Here is a 17078-nt window from a genome sequence, read left to right as displayed (position 1 = left end):
TCGCGGAAAAGCCCCCTCACCCCTAACCCCTCTCCCATGGGGAGAGGGACACCCGATTGGCGAATGTCAGGCAGATAGCCTGACCTACGAGGGGCCGTGTCACCCGAGAGGCGGTGTCAGGCAGATCGCCTGACCTACGAGGGGCCGTGTCACCCGAGAGGCGAATGTCAGGCAGATCGCCTGACCTACGAGGGGCCGAGTCACCCGAGAGGCGGTGTCAGGCAGATCGCCTGACCTCTCGGATACTACACCTCGATCTCGTAGCCCTTGCGGTAGGGGCGGGAGAGGAAGCTGTTGGCTTGCTCGTCGCCGACGATCACTTCCTGGGCGTCGTCCCACTGTAGCGGACGATTGTTGAGCCGGGCGGAGATGCCGGCGAGATGGCAGACGTTGAGCATCTGCATGTGGCTGTGAACGTCGGAGATCGGCATCTGCCGCTCGCGGACACAGTGCAGGAAGTTGGCCCAGTGCGCCTTGCGACCATCCCCCTCCATCGGCATCCCGCGGTAGACCTTGGCGATCGCGTCCTCGGGCAGCGGGTTGTCCTTGAGCTCGTCGACCGGTTTGCCGACGAGCTTGCGTCGACTGACGAAGATCTCGCCCTTGTCGCCGACGAGCTTGACGCCGTTCTCGGTGTCGTCGCGGATGATCATCTCCGCTCCGCTGGGGTAACTCACGGTGAAGAGGAACTTGGTCGCGGTGTTGTAACGGTCCTTCTCGACGGGATAGCCGTCTTTGAACTCGACGGGGTGCGTCGCGGTCCCCTCGATGCGCGTGGGGCCGTCGCTCTGGTCGTTGAGCTTCAGGGCCCAGTTGCAGATGTCGACGTGGTGGGCGCCCCAGTCGGTGAGCCGGCCGCCGGAGAAGGCGTACCACCAGCGGAAGTTGTAGTGGCCGTTGGTGTCGGGTCTTGGTTTGGCTTCCTTGAGGAGGAAGTCGACTTCCAGCGTCGGGCCAACCCAACGATCCCAGTTGAATCCGTCGGGAACTTCGGCCACGGGCAGAGCATCACAGGTCGGGCCACCGCCGATCGCCGCCTGGACCTGCTTGAGTTGACCGAGACGACCGTCGGCGACCATCGCCATCGCCTTGGTGAAGAGGTTGAATTGGCTGCGTTGTTGGGTGCCGACTTGAACGACGCGGCCGGTCTGCTTTTGGATCTTCCGGATGATCTTGCCCTCGTCGATGGTGAGCGTGAGGGGCTTTTCGCAGTAGACGTCCTTGCCGGCGAGCATCGCTTCGACGACCGGCTTGGTGTGCCAGTGATCGGGGGTGGCGACGTGAATGACGTCGACATCGTCACGTTCGATGACGTCGCGGTAGTCTTCGGTGAGTGCGGCCTTACCACCGGCGAACTTCTTGTTGAAGGCCTCGCGGTGACTCTTGTCGACGTCGGCGATGGCGACGATATCGAGCCAGTCCTTCGCGGCGTTCATGTTGGCGTGAGCGATGCCGCCCGAACCGATCAGGCCGACGTTCATGCGGTCGTTCTTCGACTTGATCTCGTCGGCGAGCGAACGGGGTTGCGAGAAGAAGTACGGGGAGAAGGCTGCCGTGGTGCCGGCGGCGGCCGTCTTGAGAAAGTCGCGACGCGTCGGTGAACGCTTTGTCATGGGGGAAACTCTCCAACTTTGGGGTGAATGATTGAGCGCTTTCCCTACGCTCGCGCGGTGGGTGGGATCGGACAGGCCGTCATTCCGTGACGAGCCGTCGCGGGGATCCCGCGCAAAGACCGATGATAGCGTAGAATCGCTCCGGTTTCCCGGTGGTATTGCCGTTCCTGGTCAAATAAGTTCCGAGAGGGCGGGCGACCGAACAGCGGGCGTCACTGGCGGGCTACGATGGGACCACTTCGCATGTGCATGACCTGTCGATCTGATCGCAAGCGGGTCTGGGGACCGCGGACGGACATCCCCGAATTGCCCGAGGTCTGGGTGGGCAGGTGGATTCGCCTGCTGCGGTGTCTCGAGTGCGAAACCCTCTGGGTCGCGTCCCCGTTCGAACCCTACGCGTCGTTTCCCTACCTGGTGGTCTGGGATCGCACCATCGAGGAGTTCGCGTCGGTCCACGCCGTTGACGATGGAGCGTTGTGCCATGAGTGGCTCCAGGCGGAGATTCGCGTCCGGATGAAGACCGCCGAGTTGGCCGACATCGATGCGTCCCGGAGACACGACACGCGCAGCGGCGGCCACTACGGGTTCGATCACTTCGAGGAGGAGAACCCCGTCGATCTTTCGGCGTATCTGAAACCAAGTCCTTAGCCTGCATCATCTCGTCGGGCGGCCAATGCCTGCCGATGAAGACGGTCGTGGTCGCTCGTTGGCATGCCCACCCGAAGACGCGTGGGCATGGCACCCGATTCACCGTTGGAATCGAACGATCGTTGGCACGACGTGTTGTCCCTAGGTGATGCGGGCTCGTTGAGCGGCGAGCCAATCGAGCTGGCGCATGGTGAAGGGGACCGGCGTGTGGGGTGGGGGGATCTCGGGGATGAGAGACGCGACGATCGCGGGGGTGAGTTGGGCGAGCCCTTCACCGGTCACGGCGGAACAAGGGATAAGTCGCGTTTCCCCGCGACTCCACGAAGTGGCGAACGCGGAACGATGCTCGCTCTCGGTCGTGAGGTCGACTTTGTTGCCGATGAGCAGTGGCGGTTGGTGACGATCGGCGAGGACCACGTCGTTGGGATCGACGGGCTTTGAGAGATCGACGACTTGGATCGCGAGGTCGGCTTCGTCGAGTAGGGCGGTCAGGCGCCGTTGTCCTTCGCGTTCGATCTCGCCGGCGTCGTCCCGGAGGCCCGCTCCGTCGATCAGTTCAACCGACCAGCCATCGAGAGCGATCGTGGCGTGAAGGAGGTCGCGAGTCGTCCCCTCGATGACGGTGACAATGGCTCGATCAAAACCCGCCAGCGCGTTGAGCAAGCTGCTCTTCCCGACGTTCGGTTGGCCGAAGAGGACGACGCGCCAAGGATCGACGAGGTGTCTGCCCAGGGGAGCCCAGCGCGTGAGGGCGTCGATCGCGTCTCGCGTGGGGTTCTCTTCGATGCCGCGAAAAGCCTCGTCGAGCAGACCCCGCGACTGGTCGAGCAGGATCGCGGTGGACCGCCACGAGATGGTCCGGCTCATCGCTTCGGCCGCCTCGATCTGGATGGCCGACTTCCCCTGATGGGCGAGATAGGCTCGCCAGTCGACGAGGTGAGCGCCTTGCTTTTCGATGTCGACGAGTAGCGACCGCACCATCGCGGGCCCGCCATGACAGTGCACGACGAACTCGGGGATGGGGGCACGCGCGACGAGGTGGAGGACGACGTCATCGACGATGCGGTCGCCGAAGTCGCCGTAGAGGGGCTGGTCGAGAGGGGTGTCGTTCCAGTCGACACGGCGTCGGAAGAGACGTTGGGCGATGGCGAGAGCGCCGGGGCCGAGAACGCCGATCGTCGCCAACGCGGCGTGTGTCGGGGAGGTCAATCGAGCGGTGATCGTCGCGTCGGGTTCGCTCATGACGTGGCCGGCCAATGTGACGCGACGTGACGCAAGCCTTCGAGGACGAGGTGTGGGGCCAGCATGTGCTCGGTTCGCAATCCTTGGGAAAGGAGCTTCGCGTTGCCGCCCGTGACGAGGACGGGGGGAGTGGCTCCGAGCGAACGGGTCTCGCGCAGCTCCTCGAGGAGGCGATCGACGGCACCGACGGCCGCGTAGTAGATGCCCGAACGCATGGCGCTGATCGTCGAGTCGCCGAGGCAGTCGGGACGGCTTTCGAGGTCGATCTCGGGAAGGGCCGCGGTCCCCTCGGTGAGCGTTCGGCTCATGAGCCCGAAGCCGGGAATGATCGCTCCGCCAAGGAAGGTTTGCTCAGCGTCAATGGCGTTGACGGTCATCGCCGTTCCCGCGTCGACGACAAGACTGGCCTCGTTTGGGAAACGCTTCGTCGCCGCGAGCACGGCAAGCGCGCGGTCGACGCCGGTGGTCTCCGGCGTTCGGAGTCGGTGCTTTACCAAGCCCGCGTCAAAGAGTGCTTGTCCGAGGCGCAAGTCGATGCTCGCCGAGAGGCCGTGAGCGTGGAGTTGCGCGAGGAGGCGGTCGGCCTTGGCCGGATCGGTGCTGGCGAGGGCGACGCGGCCGGGGCGACGATGCTCGATGAGGGAACGCAGCGCGGATCGGAGTTCGTCGGCGGAGTCGAGCGGAAAGCCAGGGCAGGGGGCAAGCTCGTCGTCGCTCAGCCAGGCGGCTTTGATGCGTGAGTTGCCGAGGTCGAAGCCGAGAGTCGTTGGCTGGTTCATGGCAAAGAGGGAACCGTTGGGAGAGGCTAGCGACGGCCCTTGCGACCGTTGCGCCGTTCGCTGGCCCACTGTTCGGTCATGGAGATGAAGACTTCGGGCGTCTCGTAGCGGACGATCGTCTTCCCTTCCGACATGGGACCGACCAAGCCGTCGAGGATCGGCTCACCATGCAGGCGCATCGTGTAACTCTCCTCCTCCACGCCGACTTGCTCGTAGACGTCGAGGAGTTCCTTGAGCGTCTTGAAGTCCGCCATGACGATGTCGCCGATTGTGTCGCGGGAATAGACGCGATAGGTCGACATACAGAACCTTTGTCGATTTGAACGATATCACGCGGCCCGAAGAGCATCGACGAGGTTGGCTCTTCTCCGCGACCTAACAACTGGCCGAGACGTCTTGGATCGACATTGCCCATCCAAAAGGAGGACACTCGAGTTCAACCCTTGCCGATCGCCACGTCGCTCCATCTCGGCGGACGTCGACAGCCTGCTAACTTGTGTATCTAGGCGACGTTGTGTCGCTTGCCCATTTACTATACCGAAACGCGCTGAGAAACGGCGCGGGGAACTCGACGACATCGTGATCAACGGTCCGCGATCCAGCCGCCTCCGACGAGCCGATCGCCCTGATAAAAGACGGCCGCCTGTCCCGGCGTGATCGCCGACTGTGGTTCGTCGTAACAAACCGAAGCACAGCCATCGGGCAGAGCCCGGATCGTCGCCGTCGCCGGACGGTGTAGGTAACGGATCTTCACGTCGCAGACAAGAGGGGCTTGCGGAACTTCGGAAATGAGCCAGTTTACCCGTTCGACCTGAAACTCCCGTCTTTGCAAGAGCTGTTCCGGTCCGATGACCAATTGGTTCTGTTGGGGATCGATTTCGAGCACATAGCGCGGCTCGCCGACCGCGATGCCGAGCCCCTTGCGTTGACCGATCGTGTAGCGACTGAGGCCCTGATGGGTGCCGAGCGACTGGCCGTCCTGGTCCACGATCTCCCCTGGGGTGCCAAGAGCGTCGGGACGATGGCCGGCGATAAATTCCTTGTAGTCGCCGCTGGGGACGAAACAGATCTCTTGGCTCTCCGGCTTGGTGTGGACGCCCAACTCGAGCTTGCGGGCGATCTCCCGCACTTCGGGCTTGGTCAAGTCGCCGAGCGGAAAGCGGACCCCTCGCAGGATCTCCTGCCTCAGGCCGAAGAGGAAGTACGACTGATCCTTGCTCGTGTCGACGGCGCGGTGCAGCTCGGGTCCGTTCTCCCCTGGAACGACTCGCGCGTAGTGCCCCGTGGCGATCTGATTGGCTCCGACCGCCTCGGCGTACTCCCAGAGCTTGCCGAACTTGAGCCAAGAGTTGCAAACGACGCAGGGATTGGGAGTGCGGCCCTGGGAATACTCGTCAACAAAGTAGTCCTTGATGCGGTCGAAGTCGTCCTTGAAATTGAGCGCGTAGAAGGGGACGTCGAGTCGATCGGCGACACGTTGGGCGTCGCCGGCGTCGATTGCGCTACAGCATCCGCGGATCTTCTTTGGTTGGTCGTCGCAGGAAGGGGCAGCGGTTTCTTCGTCCGAGGCCCCGGTGCGCATGAAGAGGCCGATCACCTCGTAGCCTTGCTCGACCAGGAGGGCGGCGGCGACGGAGCTGTCCACTCCGCCGCTCATGGCCACGACCACACGATCCTTCGCCATTAACTATTGTCCTGATTGGCAAGTTCGTTGCATGAAATCTCTTCCCCCGATGGCGAGGCGGTTCGATGAATCACTGACGTGACCCGCATGCCCAAGGGGGAGCGTGACTTTATCGAGTATGCCCACGGCAAGCGTGCTTCTTTCGGTCGTGCCCACGGCAAGCGTGCTTCTTTCGGTCGTGCCCACGGCAAGCGTGCTTCTGTCGGTCGTGCCCACGGCAAGCGTGCTTCTTTCGGTCGTGCCCACGGCAAGCGTGCTTCTTTCGGTCGTGCCCACGGCAAGCGTGGGCAGGGCACCCAAGAGGCTCTTGGTTTGTTGACTCTCCAAGTAGGTCACGAGTGCTCTGTTCCGACTTGACGTTCGTGCGGGAGTAGCCTTACCCCCCTTGGCACTGGCTGACAAGCAGCCAGTGGCACCGAACCATCAGAACTTGAGGGAGCACTCGCGGCCCGTTGATTGATTCGACGCCGACTCCCTCGGCCGCACCCTTTCATTGTAAGGAGTAGGGACACGGGAGAAAGAAGGGGTTCGCGTCCTAGTCTCGGATTGTGGTGGATCGATCCGTTGGCCGAGTTCTCTACGAGGGTTGGGGCTCGCTGGCGGCCTTCGGAGTCGACTCGACGTGGCCCTCTTGACGGAGCCAGTCGATGGTCCGGCGCATCCCCTCCTGGAACTCGGTCGACGGGGTGTAGCCGAGCTCTTCGCGAGCCTTCTGGATGCTGTAGTCGAGGTTCAGTCCCATGAACTTCAGCCGGGCGCTGTTGAGGACTGGGGCGAATCCGAAGACTCGGCCCGCTCCCTCGAAGGCGCCGGTGACCCCTTTGGCGAACCAGAGCGGATAGGTCGCGGATGGCTTCGGCAGCCCGGCCATCTCGGCGATCGTCTCGAAGAAGACCTGCTTGGTGACGCACTTGTCGTCGGTGACGTTGTAGACTTGCCCGACCGCTTCGGGTTTGTCGAGGGCCAGGAGAATCGCCTCGACGACGTTGCCGACGTAGACGTTGTTGAGGACCTTCTCCTTGCTGCCGAAGTAGCTGACGAGCTTGCGTTTGAGGTTCTTGAGGATTCGCGGCATCACGGTTCGGTCGCGCGGGCCGTAGATGAATCCGGGCCGAATGACGGTCAGCGGCGTCCCATCCTTGGTGGCCCGTTCGCGAGCCAACGTCTCGGACTCGGCCTTGGTCTGGGTGTAGGCATCGATGTGTTTCTCGGCCATCGGCGCGGTTTCGTCGGTCCCCTGATGGTCGCGGGCTTCGTAGACGCCGAGCGAGCTGACCAGAACGAAACGCTTGAGTTCGCGTCCGGCGACCGCGTCGAAGAGCCGGTCGACTCCTTCGACGTTAACGCGTCGGTACTCGTCGAGAGGGCCCCAGTCGCCGACCTTGGCGGCGCAGTGGATGACCGCGTCGACGCCGTCGCATGCCTTGGCGAGGACGTCGGGATCGGTCATGTCGCCCTCGACGACTTCGACGTTCCACTGGTTCAGAAGGGAGGTGTCGCTGGTGGAGCGGGCGATGGTTCGCACTTGGTCGCCGCGCTGACTGAGCGTCTCGGCAACGTGTCCCCCCAGGAATCCGGTGGCGCCGGTGACAAGGCAACGCATCGTCTCTGTCCGTCCTCTCTGGCGGTGCTCGCCAACAACTCCATCTCGCGAAAATGCGTCTCGACGTTGGTTCCAACCAGCCGGACTTCCGCCCTGGCTCGTGCCGTCGTGATCGCGAATTTCCTTTCACGAGAGGAGAAACGTCACGTGATGAATATTCTGCACATGGATACGGAAATGCCCGGCGATTGGCACGGGTGGGGGCTTTGGGGGAGGTGCCGATCAGGTCGGCATGCCGTCCTCGTCGAGCGGAATCGGCTCGTCCGGAGAGTCGAGATCGGAGGGGAGTTCCTCCTCCATCTCGAGCATGTGGTCGAGATCCCAAAAGTCGGGCTCCGCTTCGGGGATGCCGGCTTCTCCCTCGGTTTGGCCCCGTTCGAGAGCGTCAATCCACTCGAGCAGGACCGCCCGCACTTCTCCGGCGCTGCCAAAGCGATCGGAGGGATCCTTGGCGAGCATACAGGAGATGTCGCGATCGAGTCCGCCGGGGACTTCGCTGCGTTGATGCGTGAGCGGTTCGGCGTGGATGCGGCGATGGTGGGCGATCTTGGCTTTGCGTTCCTTGACGTGATGGAAAGGGGGCTTGCCCGAGAGGGAAAAGTAGAGCAAGCACCCCAGCCCGTAGACATCGCTGCGGGCGTCGGCCATCGAGGAGTCGGCCGCCTGCTCGGGGGCGATATAGTCGAAGGAGCCAACGATGCGTCGGACGCCGACGACGCGATCCTCGTTCTCGTCGTCCTTGATCCAGCGGGCCAGGCCGAGGTCGAGCAACTTCGTGCGTCCCTTCGGCCCGATGATGACGTTCGACGGCTTCAAGTCGCGATGAATCACACCCATCTGGTGGGCGTAGTGAAGAGCTCCGGCGACCTGACTGATCCAGCGGCACGCCTCGATCGGACTCGCGGGACCGGTCCGGCGGATCAAGCGATAGAGCGTGTCGCCGCGCGCGTACTCCATCGCGAGATAGTGGACGTGCTTGGTCTCGCCCGCTTCATAGGCGGCCGCGATGCCCGGATGACTGAGGAATTGGCTCAGGGCAATCTCGCGACGGAAGCGCAGGATCGTTCGTTCGCTGGTCTGCTTGCTGATGGGGAGGACTTTCAGGGCCTGGAGATCGCCCTTGGGAGATCGCGCGAGGTAGACCACCCCCGTCCCGCCCTTGCCGAGGTAGTCGAGGATGATGTAGCCGTCGATGACCAAACCGCGAACGTTGCGTTGGCGAATCGTCTTGATCTGAAAGGGAGTCAGGAATCGCTTCGAAATGAGCCAGCGAGCGACTTGCTCGAGCGTGCCGCCGACCACTTCGGGAGCCGCCAGCAGGGCATCCTCAAGGACTTTCTCATCGACGACGTGACTCTTGACGACGAGGTCGAGGAACTCGTGAACGTGCATCAGGCGTTTGTTGTTGCTGCTCACCGCAAAAGCGATCCACGAATCGTCGTCAGTCGTTCGAGCGCTGGTTTCGGTTGGCCCTCTCGGTCGATCAGTCCGCCGTGGGGCCAATCCATCGCGTGCGCATCATGATACATGCCCCAGGTGATTCCATCGACAAAGGGCTTGGCGAGACCGACAAGTGTGACCTTTTCCGCCCATTCCGCCTGAATGGCCTCGGAGAACTCTCCACGCCAACGCCCCGCCGACGTCGTGACGGGGCCGTCCTTGATTGCTTGAGAAGGAAAGACGAGACGCACTCGCAGTCGACCACACACTTCGTGAAGCGAATCCATCAACTGGGAGACATCGAGCAGGGAGCGGCAGAAGCTTCCGTCGGGAGCGTAGCCCATCGCGATCTCGAACGTCAGCGTGCTCAGCGGAAGTTTCAGCCGGTAAAGGCTGTCCGCGAAGTAGCCAGGGCTGAAACGCTGATCCTGCCGGACAAAATACTCGCCCCATGGCTGGCAGATCGTCGCGGTCAACGCCGCGTCGGGATCGATCGACTTACCGACCTCGGACAAGCGGCGCGTGATCCAAAGCATCTGATCTTCATTGAGACGCAACGTGCCGGCGATGTTGGTGCGAGCGGTCGTTTCCCAGCACGCGATTCGCCCTTTGTAGCGAGCCATGCAGGTCTCGACCAAATCGAGCATCAGGGTCGCCATCAGCTCGACGTTCTGTTCGTAGTTCGACAGCCAGCCGGGAAGTCGACTCTCGTGAAAGTCGATCAGGGGGCCGAGCGTGATCTCGAGACCATGTTCCTCGCACCAGCCGATTTGCCGGTCGAGCGTCGACCAATCGAATTGACCGTGCTCGGGCTCGCACTCGGCCCAGCGAAGAGGGATCTGGACGTGGTTGAAGGCGGAGCGGAAGGGCCCGGGATCGACATCGAAGAGTCCGTCGTCGAACATGCACGCCAGGGTGGCCTTGATTGGTCCGCGATCGCGGACTCGGGTCCGGGTCGCCCGACGGGCATAACCCTCGGTCATGCCCTCCGCGGCCCAAATCGCCCCGGAAAGCGCATCGGTGGCCGCGGCCTCGCGTTCCTCCTCGCTCTTCGCTTGGAAGGCGTTGCGAAAGGACTGGCTCGAGCGCTGCATCGAGTCCTGGACGGCGTCGGAGACCTTTAGTCCGTGCCCGGCCCAATCGACATGCTGGTTGCGCATCTTGTTGAGCTGGCCGCGGGCCAGTTCCAGCGAGAGACGGTAGGGCTCCTCACGCTCCATTAGGCTTGTCGATTGAACGACGATTTCGCCGAAGCGATCGATTTCCCAGGGAAGGTGGAGGCTGCCGCTCTCGCTGGTCGCTCGATAGACCGAGGCGATGCCGTTGACCATCTCGACGTGGAGCGACATCGGAGATCGATCCAGACCGGTGACGTAGCCGTGCTGGAATCGCTCCGGCTCGATCCCAGCGTTTGGAGGGAGCGTGAAGTGGAGTCCCTTCATCCTGGGCCTTCTGACGGGATGGAACGTGAACGGGGGACGCGACGCCGTCACCTGGGCACCGCGACGGAACGCCTAGGCCTCGCGGCGTTGGACGCGCCATTGCCTGATGGTCGAAGCGCGTCGATACCTGGCGATCACCAAGACCTCATTCTAGGTTCTGTTGGGAATCGGTCCAAACGCGATCTCTTTCCTGGCCTCGGTCGTGCGATCGAGATGACGAAGGTCGATCACCGAGGCGGGGCGCGAGCCGGCGCGGCGCGAGAGTTGCTCGTGGAGCTGCACCAACTTCTGCCGCGCTTCGAGGGAGCCTTGTTGGGTCGCGTTGAACTCACCCCAGAGAATCTGCCGGCCATCATAGGTCACCAGGGAGCACTGGAACTCCTCACCCGGTCCCGAAAGGGGGACGATGCGAGCGAGGTTGAGCTCTTCCTGGTGCGGGCGGAGCATCTCGGCGAGCCCCGCCGCCTGGGCGACGCGCGGGTCGGAGAACTTCTCGCCATGCTTGGGGATGAAGCCGACGACTTGGCCGACGTAGGAGAAGGAGCGCCGCAGGTAGCCTTCGGAGGCCTCTTGCGGGGGAAGGTGCGTGCCGGTCGCGTCGACATAGACGCCGCGAATCTCGCCGCGCTCGTTCTTCTTCCACGGCACGAAAAGGATTGGACGACGGTAGCCGACCTCGACGAGAACCTTGCGCTCCTCGATGCGAACCGAGACCGTCTCGACCCACGGCGACTCGCGGAACGCGTCCCCGATGCGCGGGATCAGTGTCGGGTCGGTCAGCGATACCGGCTTGTTCCAGTCGAGCCCGGCTTCCTTTAGGCGATCGGTAGCGACGTCGGGAATGATCCACGCGGCCGTCGGGGTGACGTCGATGTCGTTCCAGCCGAGCGAGGCCTGACTGCTCGCGGCGAGTTGTCGCTTGAGGAATTGATCGACTTTGCCGAGCCCGAAGTAGAGGAGGGTGGCCGGGATGATCAAGAGAGCCGTCGAGAGAACGGCGCGGCCTCGCTGTTTCCACTTTTCAAAAGTGGAGAGCGGCGCGTCGAGGTTCTCCTCGGCGGTGTCGGACGTGGATGCTTGTTCTTTTGAGGCGCCCATGCAGTTCCTTCCTCTCTAAATTTCGTGTCTTGGAGACGAAGAGTAAAGGGGAGGAACCGCGAAATCGCCGCTCGCGGCCCGCCGAAAGGAGGATCGTGGGATTCGTTGGCGATTTGCGGATTGCGCCGGCTTTGCCGATTGCGGTCACGCGTCGGATTGAGGCGGTCGTCGCCACCCGCCAGGAACCGGGCTTCGCCCCAAGACCGCATTTGACTGAGGTTGGAACGCCGCGCGTCAGTGGGACAGTCCTCCCCCACGGCAGACGAATACTCGCCACGATGTCGGAGGATCTCCCCGTAGGGCAGGCCATTGCCTGCCACGACGTTGGGGCAATTTTCATGGAGCGGAACGCGACGTATTGTCTTGGTGGGTCAAGCCCCACCCTAGGCTTCTGGTTGGTAGGGTCGTTGCCGAAAAGCTCTTGGGTGCCATGCCCCCGCTCGCCGTGGGCATGCGGGAAACGCCTCTCATTGGGCAGTCTGTCCGATATTTCGTGCCACGAACTTGCCAATGAGGACACTAGTGGTCCGCCTGAAAACGTTGATCTGTCTTCGACGGGCTGCGTTCGTCCCCCGACTTTGTCGAGCTGCATCGACGAATCCAGCGGATTGGCCTGCTTCGCTCTTCGCGTCGGACGCCGACTCGCTTCGTTTCGGGACAACGATTCCGTTTTCAGACAGGGTCTAGCAGTCATTTACGTCTGAGGAACCGGCTTCTTTTGAGCCCGCTTCCGGCGTTTCTTCTGGGGCATGTCCTGTGGGGTCTCCGCGTTGACCTCGGTGAGGTATTCCTTCAGGATGCCTTCGAGTTCGGTGGCACGCTTGGCATTGTCGGCGGTTACCTCGTGGCCCTCCTCGCGAGGATCGGCGCCGACGCGGTAGAGTTCCCGCGAGGTCACCTTGCCATTGCGGTTCCAAGTGACCATCAACTTGTCGTCGCCCTGACGCACCGCCGACGAGAGTCGCCCGGGTCGGTGGAAGAAGAGGGCGCCTTGCGGACGATCGAGCTTGGTCTTCGGGTTGTCGAGCAAGGGGGCGATGCTGACGCCGTCGACTTCATCCGAGACCTTACCCTTACCGCCGGCGAGTTCGCGGAAGGTCGGCAGGAAGTCGTAACCGACGACCGGCGTGTCACAGACCGAGCCCGGCGCGATGCCCGGACCCACGACGAGGAAGGGAACGCGGATCCCTCCTTCGTTCAGGCTGTGCTTGGAGCCCGTCAGCGGGAAATTGGTCGCTTGCCTGCCCTTGTCGCCCCCGGGAACGGTCCCACGCCCACCGTTGTCGGCGGTGAAGAAGACGTAGGTGTTGTCCTCGATGCCGAGTTTGTCGATCGCGGTGAGAATCCGTCCGACGCCGTCGTCCATCTCTTCCATCATCGCGGCCCACGCGGCGGTGTAGCCTCGATCGGGCGTCCCCTTGTCCTCGTACTTCTTGATGTTCTTCTCGCTGGCGACGACCGAGAGATGCACGGCGTAGTAGCTGACCTGCACGTAGAAGGGATGCTTCTCGGCGACCTCCTTCTTCATGAAGGCGATGGCGCGGTCGGTGACGCTGTTGGTCCGCTTCGCGTCCTCGTTGTCGATGAAGTGCGGCGGGCCGTCGTTATGGCCACCCTTGACGCCCAGCGAGTTGGGCATGCCCCCGGTAACGTTGCCGGTTTCGCCATCGCTGACGTCGTAGCCACACTGTTCGGGCGTCGAGATCATTCGCTCGCCCCATTTGCCGAAGTGGGCGCAGCGATAGTTCGGATTGGCCGCCTTGAGGGCGTTCGGAATGGTCAAGTGATCGGCGGGAACCCACTTGCTGACGAACTCCGATCCGCTGCGTGCCGCGCTGGTTCCGCAGAGAATGCAGCGCCGCGTCGGCGTGCAAAGCGGCGCCGGCGAATAGCCGCTGGTGAATCGCATGCCGTTGTTAATGAGCTTCGCCATGTTCGGCGTTTCGAGGTACTTCGACGCGGCCTCGGGTCGGCGCGGATCCATCGTGGTCGAGAGCTGGCTCCACCCCTGATCATCGGTCAGGATCAGCACGATGTTCGGCGACTTCTCCTCCGCCGCCTGGGCGAAGGTCGTCGGCATTCCCAGCGCCAAGTACGCCGCGAGCACGGCGATTTGACCGATTCCCCAAAGACGTTTTCTTTCCACCTGTTGTTCCCCTCAACAGCGGCCCCGGTAGGGCAGGCCATTGCCTGCCAGCTTTGTCTTGGACATGGTAACGCGGGCAAGTCTGGGACGCATCACCCATCTTCCGTCTCGGGAGCGAATCCACGGCGCAGCGTGTTTTCGGTGATCGTGCGGGGCATGAGGAATTGCTTGAGGTAGTCGGGGCCGCCGGCTTTGGCGCCGATGCCGGAGAGCTTGAAGCCGCCGAAGGGCTGGAGATCGACGAAGGCCCCGGAGATCTTGCGGTTGATGTAGAGATTGCCGACCTCCAGCTCCTCACGAACGCGGGCGATTGTCCGCGGATTGCGTGAATAGACGCCCCCGGTGAGGGCGTAGCGCGTTGCGTTGGCGAGTCGAAGGGCGTGGTCCAAGTCGTCGGCACGGTAGATCGCGAGAACGGGGCCGAAGAGTTCCGTCTGGCCGAGCAGGGAGGTCGCCGCTTGGTCGGGCTCCTCTTCGAAGAGATGCGGGCCGACGAAGAAGCCGCGATCCTTGAGCGCGCCGGGGTCGACGTTGGCCAAGAGAGTCGCCTCGTGGGTGGCTTGCTCGATCTGTTGCTGGAGCCGCACGAAGGCCTCTTGGTCGATGACCGGACCGACGGCGTAGCCCGGATCCTCCGGCGGCCCGAGGGTGAGACTTCCGACTGCGTCGGTGAGTCTCGATTTGAAGGCTTCATAGATCCCGCCGAGCACGATGACTCGCGAGCATGCCGAGCACTTTTGGCCCTGAAAGCCGAACGCGCTTTCGACCACTCCGCGGATCGCTTCGTCGGGATCGGCGTCGTTGTCGACGATGATGGCGTTCTTGCCCCCCATCTCCGCGACGACGTGCTTGACGTGACGTTGCTCGGGAGGGACCTCCGCCGCGGCTTGGTTGATGTCGAGACCGACGGGGACCGATCCGGTGAAGGTGATGATCGAGACGTCGGGATGACGCACCAGGTGCCTGCCGACCTCTTCGCCCAGTCCGGGTACGAAGTTGACCACGCCCGGCGGCAGATCGAGGCCGCGAAGGATCTCGACGAGACGGGCGGCGATGACCGACGACTGCTCGGCTGGCTTGAGGATCACCGGGTTGCCGCAGACCAGCGGGGCCATCGTCATCCCGCAAAGAATCGCCAGCGGGAAATTCCACGGCGAGATCACGGCGGTGACGCCGCGTGCGGTGTAAAAGTAGTCGTTGCGTTCGCCCGGCAGGTTCCGTTCGCGGACGCCGCTCAGTTCGAGCATTGAGCGGGCATAGAACTCGCAAAAGTCGATCGCCTCGGCGACATCGGCATCGGCCTCACGCCATTGCTTTCCACTCTCGTAGACCATCCACGCGGCGAGTTCGAAGCGGCGCTCGCGCATCCGCTTGGCCGCTTGGAAGAGGACGTCGACCCTTCGCCAGACGGAGGTTCTTCGCCATAGGGGAAAGGCTTCCTTCGCGGCGGCGACGGCTCGGTCGGCGTGGTCGGTCGTCGCCTTGGGAACGCGGCCGACGATGAGGACCGGATCGGACGGGTTGACCGACTCGAGCCATTCTTCCGTCAAGACGTCCTCGCCGCCGATCCAGAGAGGATCCTTGCGCCCGAATTGCTGGCGGACGTCGCTCAGGGCTATCTCCATCGACTCGCGAGCGGCGGGTTGGCTGAAGTCGGAGAGAGCCTCGTTGGTGAAGGGGGCGAGAGTTTCTCTGGGAGCCGTGTGCATGATGGTTCGATCCTCTCGACTGAGGGGCTTGGGACCGGGTTTCATGAGAAGCTGTTCGACGGCGGCGTGCTCGGTGAAGGTCGCGCGCAGAAACGAGGTGTTGGAGGTGTTTTCGAGTAGCCGGCGAACGAGGTACGCCATCCCGGGCAGGAGTTTGCCGAAGGGAGTGTAGATCCGCAGCCGCAAATCGCGCTCGAGGATCGCCTCCTTTAGTTCATCCCCCATCCCGTAGAGCATCTGAAGTTCAAAGCTGCCGGGCGGAAGCTCTTCGTGCTCGGCCAGGGCCAACGCATGGGCGAGCGAGCGAACGTTGTGGCTGGCGATCGCGGGGCGAAGCCGTTCGTAGCGGGAGAGGAGAAACGACGTGCAGCGCTCGAAGCAGGCATCGCTCTCCCACTTGTTCGTATAGACCGGGATCGGCCAGCGGTTCTGGCGAGCCGAGACGGTTTCGTAGTCCCAATAGGCCCCTTTCACGAGCCGGATTCCAATGGGGGTTCCTCGCTTCCGCACCCACTCATCGAGATCGCGAAGATCCTGCTCGGTGTCGCGAAGGTAGGCCTGGATCGCGATGCCGCAGTCGGGCCAGTCGCGGAATTCCGGCTCGTCGAGGAGTTCGCGAACGATGCGAAGCGTCAGGTCCTTGGTCGCGTACTGCTCCATGTCGACGTTGATGGCCGCGTGGTGGCGCCGCGCGGCGCGGAAGATCTCGCGAAGGCGAGCCGCGACATGCTTCGTCGTGCCCGCCGGGTCAATGGGATCGAACTGGCTGTAAAGGCCGGTCACTTTGACGGAGAGGTTGATCTTCGGGATCGGCCCTTGATGATCGCGATCGAGCCGCGGGACTTCCGGCCACAGAGCGGCTTTCGGCCCGAGGGTGGCGAGCAGCTCGAGGTATTGTTCGAGATAAGCATCCGCCTCTTGTTCGGTGACGGTTGCCTCGCCGAGAAGGTCCATGGTGAAGGCCATGCCGTCTTGCCGCAGAAGCTCGACCGCGGTTAGCACCTCTTGAGGCGTGGTGCCGGCGATGAACCGCTTGGCCAACCGGGTCGCGTTCTGGCGAATGACCCGGGCGAGGACGGCGCCGTGCATGGTTCCGGGATCGGAGATCTGAGCCCCGAGTCGGACGAGGAAGGGATAGGTGCCGGCCGGATCGTCGAAATACGCTTGCACGTGCTCGGCGACCGAGTCGCAGGAGTCGAGCATGGGAAGAACGTCGATGAAGCGAAACATCTGCACTTTGACCGCTTCGTCGGCCATCGACCACTGCATGATCCAGTCATCCCACCACTTCGGGCTGAGAAAGGTGGGTCCGGCGGTGTTGACGTGGTTGAAGATGTCGCGACCGATCGACATGACGCGGTCATCGATGGACGTTCGTGGATGCTTTCGAATCATCGTCCGACCTTTCCGTAGCAGGTCGAGAGGCGGCCATTCGTGGGCGGAGATCGAGGCCGGGACAACCAGTCCTTGCGAACTTTTTCCGACCGCGAGGCGTCGTTGGTCCCCGGATCGCTCTCGAGCGGAGGGGCCGATTCGCCGTTGCTCCAACGGTTGTTCTGCGACTTCGTGAAATAAAGCACGATCTCACGGCCGTTTTACCGAGGTTATTCTAGGCTTGCCGGGCCTTGTGGTGGTCTTAAGTGCCTGCTACACTCGGTAACCTAAGGAGTTACG

At 62.9% G+C, this 17078-nt stretch carries 12 protein-coding genes; 1 reads left to right on the top strand and 11 read right to left on the bottom strand.

All coding sequences use genetic code 11. From position 1 onward, the window contains the following. Positions 1-245: 245 nt before the first annotated feature. A complete protein-coding gene (locus tag Pan216_RS19015; protein ID WP_145260354.1) occupies positions 246-1613 on the bottom strand; it encodes a Gfo/Idh/MocA family protein in 1368 nt (455 codons plus the stop codon). 249 nt (positions 1614-1862) lie between these two features. Here Pan216_RS19015 and Pan216_RS19010 point away from each other — a divergent pair, with 249 nt between their 5' ends. Then, positions 1863-2261 carry a hypothetical protein gene (locus Pan216_RS19010; RefSeq protein ID WP_145260352.1) on the top strand — a complete coding sequence of 133 codons (399 nt, stop codon included), beginning with the start codon at positions 1863-1865 and terminating at the stop codon, positions 2259-2261. A 141-nt stretch (positions 2262-2402) separates the two neighbouring features. On the opposite strand, the gene Pan216_RS19005 is transcribed toward Pan216_RS19010, so the two are convergent. From Pan216_RS19005 to Pan216_RS18960, 10 genes are all read right to left on the bottom strand, one after another. Continuing rightward, positions 2403-3503, bottom strand: a complete 1101-nt coding sequence (locus tag Pan216_RS19005) for a GTP-binding protein (protein WP_145260350.1) — start codon at positions 3501-3503, stop codon at positions 2403-2405. Further along, positions 3500-4282, bottom strand: coding sequence for a type III pantothenate kinase (locus tag Pan216_RS19000; RefSeq protein WP_145260348.1), 783 nt, complete (start codon positions 4280-4282; stop codon positions 3500-3502). Before Pan216_RS19000 ends, Pan216_RS19005 begins: the two co-directional genes overlap by 4 nt. A 26-nt stretch (positions 4283-4308) precedes the next feature. Next, complete coding sequence (locus Pan216_RS18995; protein WP_145260346.1) at positions 4309-4584, bottom strand: hypothetical protein; 276 nt, start codon at positions 4582-4584, stop codon at positions 4309-4311. A gap of 281 nt (positions 4585-4865) precedes the next feature. Beyond that, positions 4866-5966, bottom strand: coding sequence for a tRNA 2-thiouridine(34) synthase MnmA (gene mnmA, locus Pan216_RS18990; RefSeq protein ID WP_145260344.1), 1101 nt, complete (start codon positions 5964-5966; stop codon positions 4866-4868). Between the two features lie 577 nt (positions 5967-6543). After that, positions 6544-7569 carry an NAD-dependent epimerase/dehydratase family protein gene (locus tag Pan216_RS18985; protein WP_145260342.1) on the bottom strand — a complete coding sequence of 342 codons (1026 nt, stop codon included), beginning with the start codon at positions 7567-7569 and terminating at the stop codon, positions 6544-6546. Positions 7570-7791: 222 nt separating this feature from the next. Next, positions 7792-8985 (bottom strand): serine/threonine protein kinase, encoded by a 1194-nt coding sequence (locus Pan216_RS18980; RefSeq protein WP_145260340.1) that lies wholly within the window; start codon positions 8983-8985, stop codon positions 7792-7794. Beyond that, positions 8982-10451 (bottom strand): endo-1,4-beta-xylanase, encoded by a 1470-nt coding sequence (locus Pan216_RS18975; protein ID WP_145260338.1) that lies wholly within the window; start codon positions 10449-10451, stop codon positions 8982-8984. The genes Pan216_RS18980 and Pan216_RS18975 overlap by 4 nt, the downstream gene beginning before the upstream one ends. Before the next feature lie 150 nt (positions 10452-10601). Then, positions 10602-11549: a cell division protein FtsQ/DivIB gene (locus tag Pan216_RS18970; RefSeq protein WP_145260336.1), complete on the bottom strand. Its 948-nt coding sequence runs from the start codon at positions 11547-11549 to the stop codon at positions 10602-10604. Positions 11550-12243: 694 nt separating this feature from the next. Further along, a complete protein-coding gene (locus tag Pan216_RS18965) occupies positions 12244-13695 on the bottom strand; it encodes a sulfatase (RefSeq protein ID WP_419192721.1) in 1452 nt (483 codons plus the stop codon). Positions 13696-13787: 92 nt separating this feature from the next. Then, positions 13788-16799: a proline dehydrogenase family protein gene (locus Pan216_RS18960; RefSeq protein ID WP_419192720.1), complete on the bottom strand. Its 3012-nt coding sequence runs from the start codon at positions 16797-16799 to the stop codon at positions 13788-13790. Positions 16800-17078 lie beyond the last annotated feature (279 nt).

It is taken from the genome of Kolteria novifilia, from assembly GCA_007748055.1.
Classification (GTDB): Bacteria; Planctomycetota; Planctomycetia; order Kolteriales; family Kolteriaceae; genus Kolteria; species Kolteria novifilia.
This window is presented reverse-complemented; position numbering and strand designations above follow the sequence as displayed.

Excerpts from the sequence above, each read along its gene's own strand:
- Pan216_RS19015 (WP_145260354.1), bottom strand. The coding sequence starts at position 1,613 with ATGACAAAGCGTTCACCGACGCGTCGCGACTTTCTCAAGACGGCCGCC.
- Pan216_RS19010 (WP_145260352.1), top strand. The coding sequence starts at position 1,863 with ATGACCTGTCGATCTGATCGCAAGCGGGTCTGGGGACCGCGGACGGAC.
- Pan216_RS19005 (WP_145260350.1), bottom strand. The coding sequence starts at position 3,503 with ATGAGCGAACCCGACGCGACGATCACCGCTCGATTGACCTCCCCGACA.
- Pan216_RS19000 (WP_145260348.1), bottom strand. The coding sequence starts at position 4,282 with ATGAACCAGCCAACGACTCTCGGCTTCGACCTCGGCAACTCACGCATC.
- Pan216_RS18995 (WP_145260346.1), bottom strand. The coding sequence starts at position 4,584 with ATGTCGACCTATCGCGTCTATTCCCGCGACACAATCGGCGACATCGTC.
- mnmA (WP_145260344.1), bottom strand. The coding sequence starts at position 5,966 with ATGGCGAAGGATCGTGTGGTCGTGGCCATGAGCGGCGGAGTGGACAGC.
- Pan216_RS18985 (WP_145260342.1), bottom strand. The coding sequence starts at position 7,569 with ATGCGTTGCCTTGTCACCGGCGCCACCGGATTCCTGGGGGGACACGTT.
- Pan216_RS18975 (WP_145260338.1), bottom strand. The coding sequence starts at position 10,451 with ATGAAGGGACTCCACTTCACGCTCCCTCCAAACGCTGGGATCGAGCCG.
- Pan216_RS18970 (WP_145260336.1), bottom strand. The coding sequence starts at position 11,549 with ATGGGCGCCTCAAAAGAACAAGCATCCACGTCCGACACCGCCGAGGAG.
- Pan216_RS18960 (WP_419192720.1), bottom strand. The coding sequence starts at position 16,799 with ATGATTCGAAAGCATCCACGAACGTCCATCGATGACCGCGTCATGTCG.